Below are 9,957 nucleotides of genomic sequence, written 5' to 3'. Positions count from 1 at the left end.
GCCGACGCATCGAAATAAAGACAGCCAAAGCGTCAGACAGGCTCTGAGTCAGACCAACCCGACCCCCACATCAATCATTACTGACAGGCTCAACCACCGCGTCGGTGATCGAGCTTGTCAGAGATCCGGGGGTTTCGGCAGGCTCAACCCCCGGCGCCGGGGGATAGGACGTTGATGCCCGCATCGACGGCAGCAGCCCGGAGTTCGGCGTCATACGCCACCATTAAGTCGGACTGCAGCCGGATGGCTGCGGCCAGATGTATGGCATCGGCGCTTCGGAACTTGCCGGGCAGGGCCGCCGCGTACATAAGGTCCGAGCGGGCAAGATCGACCAGGTTAATGGCTCCCAGGACCGTATTGACGGTCTCGCCGGGAAATCCGCGGCGATGGGCCGCACAATGAAGTTCCGTATAGAGCAGCATCGAAGCCACCAGCTGGTGGCCCTGGGCTGCCGCGGTTGAGAGGTAATGGGCGGCCGCGGATGATTCTGGCTCTTCGACCACAAGCTTGAGGACAGCCGACGTGCCCAGGTAGATGATCACCGGTCCCCGCGGAGGTCAGCCAGGATCTCAGCAGTGCCGGCTTCGGACGGGACGCGCGGCAGCGTCTGGAAATCGACCGGCCCCTTGGCGGCTGGGCGGACCTGGCCCGCCAGCAACAACCGCTCAAAGGGTGACGCCGACGGCGGGATCAATGTAGCGGCTATTTCGCCGTTGTTCGTGACGTCGATGGTTTCGCCGTTCTTAACGCGCTCCAGGATTCTGCTGCTCTGGTTGCGCAGTTCCCGGTGTGGGATTGTCGTCATGGTTACCTCCGTAGCAAGCGTAGCAATCTGTGCGCCCGAACGAAAGGATCAGTCAGGGATTGCTGCTTCTGCCTGCTCCCAGTGCCGCCGGAGCAATTCCGCCAGTCGCTCGGGCTCGATCCGGTGTGGCGGGTCGAAGTGGTGGCGCTTAGGGAACACGTCCAGGTGGAAGTCCGGGAAGAAGACCCTGGACAGCCGGCTGGCGATATCGCCGTAGTCATGGGGATTGCTCAGGCCGCCCAAGGCGAAATAGACGGGCTGGCGAAAGGCAGCCAAACGCGCCCTCTCCAGGTCATAGTTTTTGAAGGTCCGCAGGAACGCCCTGATACCCGCCGGCCGGTTGGTCATCCACGGCGGCGGGGGATCCGGCGGCGGCGGAAGGACGACGTCGGGCTTAACTCCCAGCCTCATGAAGGCGGACATGAACTGTTCCGGCGGGAGTGTTTCCAGCTGCTCGTACTTCTTCCGGAGCTCCGTGTACGCAGGGCTCCAGTCCCAGTTCCCGGCCCAGGCCGGTTCCAGCAGCGCCAGGCTCAGCAGCCTGCCAGGGTGCTTGGCAGCGAACGCCAGCGCCGCCGCGCCGCCACCTGAATAGCCCGTTAAGTGGAACGTCTCCCATCCCCGGGTATCGGCTTCGCGCAGCACGCCGTCGATCTCTGTGTCCAGGCTCCAGTCCGCCGGCGGCCCATCTTCCGCGTAGAGCTCGAGATCCTTGGCGATTGCCTGGACATCCGGCCCGAGGGCTGCGATGAGTCCGCCGAAGGCGGCCTGGGAGGGGAGTACAGCACCCGGTAGAAGAATGGCCCGAATTGGTCCCATGGGAGAACGGTACGCCGGGGTTTCGACAGGCTCAACCAAAGGATCGTGGAGGCTCAACCACCCGTCTCGTTGGCCGGTGGTAAATGGTTCGGAAAATCTCCTGTAGTGTTGATCCTGTTGTTGTGTTTATGCAGTTGGTAGTTCAGGCAGTACGCGCGGTCGAAAGTCCGCGTCTTTCTGAAGTAGCGGTTTTGAACACCCCACACCGGAGGACCCGAAAGTCGGGACTTTTCCTCCACCTTCACGAAGGACAAAAATAATGGCTACTGGTACCGTCAAATGGTTTAACGCTGAAAAGGGCTTCGGCTTCATTTCCCCCGATGACTCCTCACAGGACGTTTTCGCTCACTACTCCGCGATCGCCTCTTCCGGCTTCCGCTCACTCGAAGAGAACCAGAAGGTTTCCTTCGAAACCGAGCAGGGCCCCAAGGGTCCCCAGGCCGTCAACATCCAGGCACTCTAATTCTTTAGAGATTCTGGGGCCTTAGGGTTTCATTTTCAAAACAGGGCCGGTCATTTTGACCGGCCCTGTTTTTGTTAACCCAGATGTGCTGATCGCATCGTTCCAGCACAGAGAGGCCGCACATTTCCGTGCCAATATCAAAACGCCGACTCAGTCCGCTGATCCGCAAGTACCTCAATTTCAGCCGCTCCGCCCAGGCAGAGGCCAGAGGCCCCGGCGAGCTCAAACCAGTGGAGCCCGCCGCCCATCCGGACGGGGCTCCCCTGCTGGGCGATGACCAGGTCTACATCATGAAGTACGGGACGGACTACCACCCGGCGTGGTGCCAGGTCACGGCCAACAGCTGGGACCACGCCCCCAGAAGACTGTTCGTGACCCTATTGGCCGCCGTCGGGGAGCGGTCCCGGTGCACGGAATGCGACCGGCACGCGAAGGCCGCCAGAGCGTCAGCTGCGCAGGAACACCACGTCCGCACTCTGCCCACCACTGAACCCGCACCGCCTGACGCCGTGATCCCGCTGAAAGTCATGGGGCTGGCGCATGGAATCCTCTTCCTGGCGGCAGGGCAGGAATATCGGGAACGCCTTCAGGAAACAGCCGTGGAGCGGGCAACCCCGCTGTACGTGAACGGGCGGCGTGATGGCATGGTGGTACGGCTGGACTGCTCCCGCGACGAACCACTCGTGGTTGTCCAGATGGACCCCCGCGCCACGTTCCGGAATGGTCCGTACCAGGTGCGCCTGCGTCATCCGCTGCGGCGGGCGGCCACCAAACCCTATGCCGTTGAATCCGTTGAGTCCGTTGAGCCTGCACTATGACGGATCCCCGGCCGCACTCTGGCAGGATTGCCTCCATGCAATTTTCCGTTCCCGCCTTCGACCTCCGGACCAGCATCACGGACATCGAACCGTTGATCTGGCGAAGGCTGCAGGTCCCCGTGACGCTGACGGTTCCGGAGTTCCACCTCGCTGTCCAGGCCGCCTTCGGCTGGGAAAACAGCCACCTCTACGCCATCCGCTGCGAGGACCGCGCCGGAAAGCCGCGGGAGATTGTGGGTCCCCACGACCTCACGGAAGATCTGGACGCAGAGCCGGCCTCCGGCGTCGTCCTTTCCGAACTGCTGGATGCCCAAAAGCCGGGAAGCGCGCTGGAATACGAGTACGACTTTGGCGATAGCTGGACGCATCACGTGGAGGTGCTTGGTTCAGCGGACCTTCCGGCCGGGGAACTGCTGTGCGTCGATGGCGCCAACCGCGGACCCGTGGAGGACTCCGGCGGGCCCCACGGGTACACGCGAATGCTGCAAATCGTCGCGGACCCGGAGCATCCGGAACACGCGGATGCGACGTCCTGGATCTTCGGCGTGACGGGCGAGTACGGCAGCCACTTCGCCCCCGCAACATTCGACGGCGCCCAAATTGGGGCCTCTTGACAGGGCACTGCTAACCGACGGCGGCGTGAAGTTCCTGCTGGCGGTCCGGGCTCTGCGCCGCTCGGTTTAGGGTAGGGTTTCGCTCCCCACCCGGTCACTGGTCTGGGTTTGGATTCCGCACATCCTGTTCGCCGATATCGGCAGCGCCCAGGGCGGCCGCGGCAGGGCTGTGCGTGGTTTCGTGCGCGCGGACGCTGAGCTCCGGGTGGTGGAGGTCCAGGGCGGGACGTTCCGAACGGATCCGGGGCAGGGACGTGAAGTTGTGGCGCGGCGGCGGGCAGGACGTGGCCCATTCGAGCGAGGCGCCGAAGCCCCACGGGTCATCCACCTCAACGCGCTCTGAGCTGCGCCACGTGATGTAGACGTTCCAGAAGAACGGAATCATCGAGGCGCCGAGAAGGTATGACGAGATGGTGGAGAACTGGTTCATCCAGGCGAAGTTGTCCTCCACCAGGTAGTCGGCGTAGCGGCGGGGCATTCCCATGACCCCTAGCCAGTGCTGGATCAGGAACGTTCCGTGGAATCCCAGGAACAGCATCCAGAAGTGGATCTTCCCGAGGCGCTCGTTGAGCATCCTGCCTGTGAATTTTGGCCACCAGAAGTAGAAGCCTGCGAACATCGCGAACACCACCGTGCCGAACACCACGTAGTGGAAGTGCGCCACGACAAAGTACGAATCGGAGACGTGGAAGTCCAGCGGCGGGGAGGAGAGGATGATCCCGGTCAGGCCGCCGAAGAGGAACGTGATGAGGAAACCGAGGCTCCAGAGCATGGGGGTTTCGAAGGTGAGGGATCCGCCCCACATGGTGCCGATCCAGTTGAAGAATTTCACGCCGGTAGGTACGGCGATGAGCATGGTCATGAAGGCGAAGAACGGCAGAAGTACCGAACCGGTCACGTACATGTGGTGTGCCCACACGGTCATGGACAGGGCGGCGATGGCGATGGTGGCGTAGACCAGTCCCTTGTAGCCGAAGATCGGCTTGCGGCTGAAGACCGGGAAGATCTCGGACACAATGCCGAAGAACGGCAGCGCAATGATGTACACCTCGGGGTGGCCGAAGAACCAGAACAGGTGCTGCCACAGAACCGCGCCGCCGTTCTCCGGATCATAGATGTGGGCACCGAACTTACGGTCCGCCCCCAGGGCAAACAGTGCTGCGGCGAGCGGCGGGAAGGCCATGATCACCAGGATGGCCGTGACCAGCGTGTTCCAGGTGAAGATGGGCATCCGCCACATGGTCAGGCCCGGGGCGCGCATGCAGATGATGGTGGTGATGAAGTTGACCGCACCAAGGATGGTGCCGAAGCCGGACAGCGCCAGGCCGAAGACCCACAGGTCACCGCCCACGCCGGGGGTGAAAGTGGTGTTGTTCAATGGCGCGTAAGCGAACCAGCCGAACGCCGCAGCGCCCTGCGGGGTGATGAAGCCCGAGACGGCGATGGTGGAGCCGAAGAGGAAGAACCAGAAGGCCAGTGCGTTCAGACGCGGGAACGCGACGTCGGGGGCGCCGATCTGCAGCGGCATGATGACATTGCCGAAGCCGGCGAACAGCGGGGTGGCGAACATCAGCAGCATCATGGTGCCGTGCATCGTGAACAGCTGGTTGTACTGCTCCTTGGTCTGCAGGACCTGCATGCCGGGTTCGAAGAGCTCGGCCCGGATCAGCAAGGCCATCACTCCTGCCAGGCAGAAGAAGACGAACGACGCGATCAGGTACATATACCCGATGACCTTGTGGTCGGTGGAGGTGAGCCAGCTGACCACCATGGCGCCTTTGCGCCGGGGTACTACCGCGGGAGCAGCGGTAGACGAGGTCCCTATTCGTGAATGTCCGGTGATGGCCATTTTTCACCTCACAGATACTTCTGCACGGCAGCTATGGGCCCTTTGCATGAGCCCCTAATTGCAGGCTACTCACTAACGCGGCATCCCGAAAGAGTCAGTGCAGGCCCATCGCGTTCCGGACCTCGTCCAGGATGTGGTGGACGGCAGTCTCCGCCCCCACCGCGTCTCCGCGGGCCACTGCCGCCGCAACATCCTGGTGGGCCTGTAACGCTTCGTTCCGCGGTTTGAAGGGCATCAGGCCCTGCTTGGTCCGGCTGGTCAGCACCTCGGCCACCATGCCTTCCAACGCTGTGAACATCTCATTGCCGCAGCTTTGGAGCAGCAGGCAATGGAACTCGATGTCCACCGCCAGGAACGCCTCAAGTTCGCCGGCTTCGCCCAGCCGCCGCAGCTCCGCAGCCAGGGCAACCAGCTTGGCCCGTTCCGCGGCGCTCGCCCGGCGGGCAGCACCTGCGGCTGCAATGGGCTCGACGGCGATGCGCAGCTCCGTGAGGCTGCTGTACTGGATGTCGCGCCGGACAGAGCCGAGGCGCCAGCGCACCAGCTTGGGATCGAAGACATTCCACAGCCTGCGCTCCTGGACCACGATGCCCACCCGCCGGCGCGAATACACCAGGTTCATGGACTCCAGGACCTTCATGCTGTCCCGCGCAACGGTGCGGGAGATGCCGTACTCCTGCTGGAGGCCCTCAAGGGTCAGCCGGCTGCCCGGAGGAAGGCTCCCTGCCGCGATGGCCGAGCCAACCGCCTCGAGAACGCGTTCATGCATGGCGGGGGAGGCCCCGCCGTCGTGCGCGTCATCCGCGTCCGGTGGTGTCGCCGTCGACATCTTTCCTGCTTTCCTCGGCGCCTGTGCGCCCTCCAATCGTACCGACAAAGTCCCAAAGGTATGACTTGTGACACCAAAAGATAGTATCAATGGTCCAAAATGGTGATACCTTATCTCCCGGCGCAGTTCCCTGTGAGATGCGCAATGAGCGTTCTTCATTTAGCCAACGGCGTCTTCTTCGGAGGTAAACATGCAGTATCCAGCCACGCACCTGGTGGTGATGGGCGTTGCCGGTTCCGGCAAGTCCACCATTGCGGCAGCGCTTTCCCAGCAGCTTGGCTGGGCCTGCGCCGAAGCGGACGAGTTCCACCCCCAGTCCAACATCGACAAGATGACCCAGGGCATTCCCCTACAGGACGGGGACCGCTGGCCCTGGCTGCGGGAAATCCAGGACTGGATGACTGCACATGCCACTGCCGGAAAGAGCACGGTACTCACCTGCTCCGCGCTCAAGCAGAGCTACCGTCAGCTGCTCTCCGACGCCCACGGCCGGGTCCTGTTCATCCACCTCGACGGCGGGGCCGACCTGGTCGGCCATCGCATGCAGGGCCGCGAAGGCCACTTCATGCCGCCCACGCTCCTGCCCAGCCAGCTGGCCGCCTTGGAACCGCTGACCGGCAACGAACTCGCCGCCGGCAGCCTACGCCTGGACATCTCCAACTCCCCGGCGGAGATCGTCGCCGCCGTGCTGGCTGGCCTCACGCTTCCCGTGGGTCCGGCGCCGAGCGCCCGCCTGGAGCCCAGCGCCAGCTGAGCCCGGCGCCTGCTGAGCCGGCCCAATTTTCCCCAAATATTTCATTATTTCTGTTTCAAAGGAGAACCATGGTCATCGAAGGATGGACCCAGACGCTGGGTGCAGGCCCCCTGCTGCTCATCGCCGCGGCATCGATCGTCGCGCTGCTGTTCCTGATCATCAAGCTGCGGATGCACGCACTCGTGGCCCTGATCGTGATCAGCCTCGCGACGGCATTCGCCACCGGAATCCCCGCCAACAAGGTGGTGCCGGTGCTGATCGACGGCTTCGGGACCACGCTGGGCACCGTGGCGCTGCTCGTGGGACTGGGCGCCATGCTCGGCCGCATCGTTGAGACCAGCGGCGGCGCCAAGGTGCTGGCCGACTACCTGATCGGCGTGTTCGGCGAAAAGCGTGCCCCGTTCGCCCTGGGCCTCGCCTCCCTGATCTTCGGCTTTCCCATCTTCTTCGACGCCGGCCTGGTGGTCATGCTGCCCGTCGTCTTCGCCGTGGCCCACCGCCTGGGCGGGGGAGTGCTGCGCTACGGCCTCCCCGCCGCCGGTGCGTTCTCCGTGATGCACATTTTCCTGCCGCCGCACCCGGGCCCGGTCTCCGCTGCCGCCTTCTTTGATGCCAACATCGGCCTGGTCCTGATCGCCGGCCTCATCACCGCCATCCCCACCTGGTACGTCACCGCCTACCTGTTCGGCCTGTGGACCGGCAAGAAGCTGGTCCTCCCGGTGCCGGAAATCCTGGGCCACGCCAGTGCTGAGGCCGAGTCCCACCCGCCGCGCTTCCGCACCATCATCGGCCTGCTGCTCCTGCCGCTCGTCCTGATCTTCATCAACACCGGCCTGAACACCCTTGCCTCGTCCGGAGCGCTCTCCGAAGCCGTCCGGAACGAGCAGTGGTTCCAGGTCCTGCGCACCATCGGCGAAACCCCGGTGGCCCTGCTGATCGCCGTCCTGGTCGCCGTGTTTGTTCTGGGAGCCCGCCGCGGCAAGGATGCTGGCGCCATCGAGAAGCTGCTCGAATCCTCGCTGGGGCCGGTCTGCTCCGTCATCCTGATCACCGGCGCCGGCGGCATGTTCGGCGGCGTGCTCCGCGCCTCCGGCATTGGCGACGCACTGGCCGATGTCCTGGGCAACCTGGGCATCCCGCTGATCCTGGCCGGCTTCCTGATCGCCGCCATCCTGCGCATCGCCCAGGGTTCCGCCACCGTGGCCCTGACCACCACCGCTGGCCTGATCGCCCCGGCCGTGGCCACCGCCGGACTGACCGGTATGCAGGTCGCCGCCCTGGTTATCGCCGTGGCAGCAGGCTCCGTGGTGGTCTCCCACGTCAACGACTCCGGCTTCTGGCTGGTGGGCCGCTTCTTCGGCATGGACGTCAAGACCACCCTGCGGACCTGGACCGTCATGGAAACCCTCATCGGCGTGATGGGCTTCGCCATCGCCGCGGCCCTCTTCCTGCTCGCTGGCGTGGCGGGTTAACGCTCTGACTCCAGCCACGGCTGACTGAAGTACGACGGCGGGGCGTCCAGAGAAATTCTGGCGCCCCGCCGTCGTCGTAATACTGTTCCGCCGCTACTTGCGCGGTTTGGCTGCCTTGGGCGCTTTCGGCGGGAGCCCCGCGACGTACTCGAAGGCCTTCTCCACCCACGCGCTTGCTCGCGCGTCGCCACCCTCACCCTCGGCGTTCCACACCTCCGGCAGCCCGGTGTAGCCGCCCATGGGCCGCTCCGCCGGGCCGAACGGGACGGTCCGCTCGGTGCTTTCGAGCTCCTGCCGGTCGGCGTCGGAGAGCTTCACGCCGATCGTGGAGCCGAATAGTCCGGCGAACATGTTGCCGTTGACGAAGGCGCCCAGGTTGCCGAACATCGGCTTGACCACCACCTCGGGGCTGTCCGGCACTACTGAGCGGAAGCGCTCCTTGGCTTCGTCGGACGCTTTGGCCATCTCCATTGGCATTCTCCCAGGGTTGCGGTGTGATTCCTTGTGCAGCTTATGCCCGCCGGTGCGCCGTGGACAGAATTGCCGTACCGCTAGGCTTGCAGGAGTCCGCACTCACCTCCCAGGTTCCACCCAACCAAAGGACATCCCTTGACCCAACGCACCATCGTGATCACCGGCGCCAGCGACGGCATTGGCGCGGCAGCCGCGCGGACGCTGACCCAGGCAGGCGACCGGGTGGTCGTCGTCGGCCGTTCCGAGGAGAAGACGCAGGCCATCGCGAAGGAACTCAACGCCGACTACTTCGTCAGCGACTTCGCCGAGCTGGACCAGGTCCGCACGCTCGCCGCCCAGCTGAGGGACGATTACGACAGGATCGACGTCCTGGCCAACAACGCCGGCGGCATCATGGGCAAGCACCAGCTCACCGTGGACGGCAACGAGTCCACCTTCCAGATCAACCACCTGGCGCCGTTCCTGCTTACCACCGAGCTGATGGACGTCCTCACCGCCAGCAACGCCAAGGTCATCAACACCGCCAGCGCGGCCAACGGCTTCGGCAAAATGGACCTCTTCGACCTCAAATCGGAGCACACCTACTCCACCAACCGCGCCTACGGCACCGCCAAACTCGCCAACATCCTCTTCACGTCCGAGCTGCACCGCCGCTTCGGCGAGCACGGAATCACGACGGCGGCGTTCCACCCGGGCGTGGTCCGCACCAACTTCGCGGCCGAGTCCACCAGCCCCATGCGGCACGCCTACAAGACGCTCCTCAACCGCTTTATGCTCACCCCGGACCAGGGCGCCGACACCCTCCTCTGGCTCAGCAACGGCACCGCCGGAACCGACTGGATCTCCGGCGCCTACTACGCCAAGCGAGCCCTGGCCAAGGCCAACGCCCAGGCGTACGACGCCGAGCTGGCGCAGGGTTTGTGGGAGGCCAGCGAGGAGCTCGTCGCACGCTAGGCCGGGGCCTTAGCCTCGATCCACCGATCCGCCTGGGCGGATGAGCTGAATTCGGTTTCGGCTCGTTGTGCGGGCGAAGGGCGTGCTGGGGTGCCGGGCCTCGCTG

Annotated in this window: 12 protein-coding genes; 6 read left to right on the top strand and 6 right to left on the bottom strand. The window is 64.3% G+C overall.

Annotated elements, in window-relative coordinates:
- Window positions 1–143: 143 nt before the first annotated feature.
- From NG696_RS00250 to NG696_RS00240, 3 genes are read right to left on the bottom strand one after another with little or no spacing between them, the layout of a single operon-like run.
- Window positions 144–542 carry a type II toxin-antitoxin system VapC family toxin gene (locus NG696_RS00250; RefSeq protein ID WP_252573488.1) on the bottom strand — a complete coding sequence of 133 codons (399 nt, stop codon included), beginning with the start codon at window positions 540–542 and terminating at the stop codon, window positions 144–146.
- Window positions 539–805: a type II toxin-antitoxin system Phd/YefM family antitoxin gene (locus tag NG696_RS00245; protein WP_252566645.1), complete on the bottom strand. Its 267-nt coding sequence runs from the start codon at window positions 803–805 to the stop codon at window positions 539–541. The genes NG696_RS00250 and NG696_RS00245 overlap by 4 nt, the downstream gene beginning before the upstream one ends.
- A 48-nt stretch (window positions 806–853) precedes the next feature.
- Window positions 854–1,624 (bottom strand): alpha/beta fold hydrolase, encoded by a 771-nt coding sequence (locus NG696_RS00240; RefSeq protein ID WP_252573487.1) that lies wholly within the window; start codon window positions 1,622–1,624, stop codon window positions 854–856.
- 259 nt (window positions 1,625–1,883) lie between these two features.
- Between NG696_RS00240 and NG696_RS00235 the strand changes: the two genes are divergently transcribed.
- From NG696_RS00235 to NG696_RS00225, 3 genes are all read left to right on the top strand, one after another.
- Complete coding sequence (locus NG696_RS00235) at window positions 1,884–2,087, top strand: cold-shock protein (RefSeq protein WP_024365339.1); 204 nt, start codon at window positions 1,884–1,886, stop codon at window positions 2,085–2,087.
- Window positions 2,088–2,215: 128 nt separating this feature from the next.
- Window positions 2,216–2,905 (top strand): hypothetical protein, encoded by a 690-nt coding sequence (locus NG696_RS00230; RefSeq protein ID WP_252566641.1) that lies wholly within the window; start codon window positions 2,216–2,218, stop codon window positions 2,903–2,905.
- 35 nt (window positions 2,906–2,940) lie between these two features.
- Entirely contained in the window at window positions 2,941–3,519 is a 579-nt protein-coding gene (locus tag NG696_RS00225) for a plasmid pRiA4b ORF-3 family protein (protein ID WP_252573486.1), read from the top strand.
- 94 nt (window positions 3,520–3,613) lie between these two features.
- On the opposite strand, the gene ctaD is transcribed toward NG696_RS00225, so the two are convergent.
- Both ctaD and NG696_RS00215 read right to left on the bottom strand, forming a co-directional pair.
- The gene (gene ctaD, locus NG696_RS00220; protein WP_252573485.1) at window positions 3,614–5,368 is read right to left on the bottom strand and encodes an aa3-type cytochrome oxidase subunit I; all 1,755 of its coding nucleotides are present in this window, start codon (window positions 5,366–5,368) and stop codon (window positions 3,614–3,616) included.
- 94 nt (window positions 5,369–5,462) lie between these two features.
- Window positions 5,463–6,197: a FadR/GntR family transcriptional regulator gene (locus NG696_RS00215; protein ID WP_252566632.1), complete on the bottom strand. Its 735-nt coding sequence runs from the start codon at window positions 6,195–6,197 to the stop codon at window positions 5,463–5,465.
- A gap of 190 nt (window positions 6,198–6,387) precedes the next feature.
- On the opposite strand from NG696_RS00215, the gene NG696_RS00210 reads away from it, so the two are divergent.
- Together NG696_RS00210 and NG696_RS00205 are read left to right on the top strand one after the other, a co-directional pair.
- On the top strand, window positions 6,388–6,951 hold the full coding sequence (locus tag NG696_RS00210) for a gluconokinase (RefSeq protein ID WP_252573484.1): 564 nt from the start codon (window positions 6,388–6,390) through the stop codon (window positions 6,949–6,951).
- A gap of 68 nt (window positions 6,952–7,019) precedes the next feature.
- A complete protein-coding gene (locus NG696_RS00205; RefSeq protein WP_252573483.1) occupies window positions 7,020–8,423 on the top strand; it encodes a GntP family permease in 1,404 nt (467 codons plus the stop codon).
- A gap of 93 nt (window positions 8,424–8,516) precedes the next feature.
- Here NG696_RS00205 and NG696_RS00200 read toward each other — a convergent pair whose 3' ends face one another.
- On the bottom strand, window positions 8,517–8,894 hold the full coding sequence (locus NG696_RS00200) for a TfoX/Sxy family protein (protein WP_252573482.1): 378 nt from the start codon (window positions 8,892–8,894) through the stop codon (window positions 8,517–8,519).
- 138 nt (window positions 8,895–9,032) lie between these two features.
- On the opposite strand from NG696_RS00200, the gene NG696_RS00195 reads away from it, so the two are divergent.
- Complete coding sequence (locus NG696_RS00195) at window positions 9,033–9,851, top strand: SDR family NAD(P)-dependent oxidoreductase (protein WP_252573481.1); 819 nt, start codon at window positions 9,033–9,035, stop codon at window positions 9,849–9,851.
- The last annotated feature ends 106 nt before the right edge of the window (window positions 9,852–9,957 follow it).

The sequence above is a fragment of the Pseudarthrobacter cellobiosi genome, from assembly GCF_023913755.1.
In the GTDB taxonomy this organism is placed as follows: Bacteria; Actinomycetota; Actinomycetes; order Actinomycetales; family Micrococcaceae; genus Arthrobacter; species Arthrobacter cellobiosi.
The sequence above is the reverse complement of the archived record's forward strand: the minus strand, read 5'-3'. Positions and strand labels throughout refer to the sequence as shown.

Excerpts from the sequence above, each read along its gene's own strand:
- ctaD (WP_252573485.1), bottom strand. The coding sequence starts at position 5,368 with ATGGCCATCACCGGACATTCACGAATAGGGACCTCGTCTACCGCTGCT.
- NG696_RS00200 (WP_252573482.1), bottom strand. The coding sequence starts at position 8,894 with ATGGAGATGGCCAAAGCGTCCGACGAAGCCAAGGAGCGCTTCCGCTCA.
- NG696_RS00205 (WP_252573483.1), top strand. The coding sequence starts at position 7,020 with ATGGTCATCGAAGGATGGACCCAGACGCTGGGTGCAGGCCCCCTGCTG.
- NG696_RS00240 (WP_252573487.1), bottom strand. The coding sequence starts at position 1,624 with ATGGGACCAATTCGGGCCATTCTTCTACCGGGTGCTGTACTCCCCTCC.
- NG696_RS00210 (WP_252573484.1), top strand. The coding sequence starts at position 6,388 with ATGCAGTATCCAGCCACGCACCTGGTGGTGATGGGCGTTGCCGGTTCC.
- NG696_RS00235 (WP_024365339.1), top strand. The coding sequence starts at position 1,884 with ATGGCTACTGGTACCGTCAAATGGTTTAACGCTGAAAAGGGCTTCGGC.
- NG696_RS00245 (WP_252566645.1), bottom strand. The coding sequence starts at position 805 with ATGACGACAATCCCACACCGGGAACTGCGCAACCAGAGCAGCAGAATC.
- NG696_RS00225 (WP_252573486.1), top strand. The coding sequence starts at position 2,941 with ATGCAATTTTCCGTTCCCGCCTTCGACCTCCGGACCAGCATCACGGAC.
- NG696_RS00215 (WP_252566632.1), bottom strand. The coding sequence starts at position 6,197 with ATGTCGACGGCGACACCACCGGACGCGGATGACGCGCACGACGGCGGG.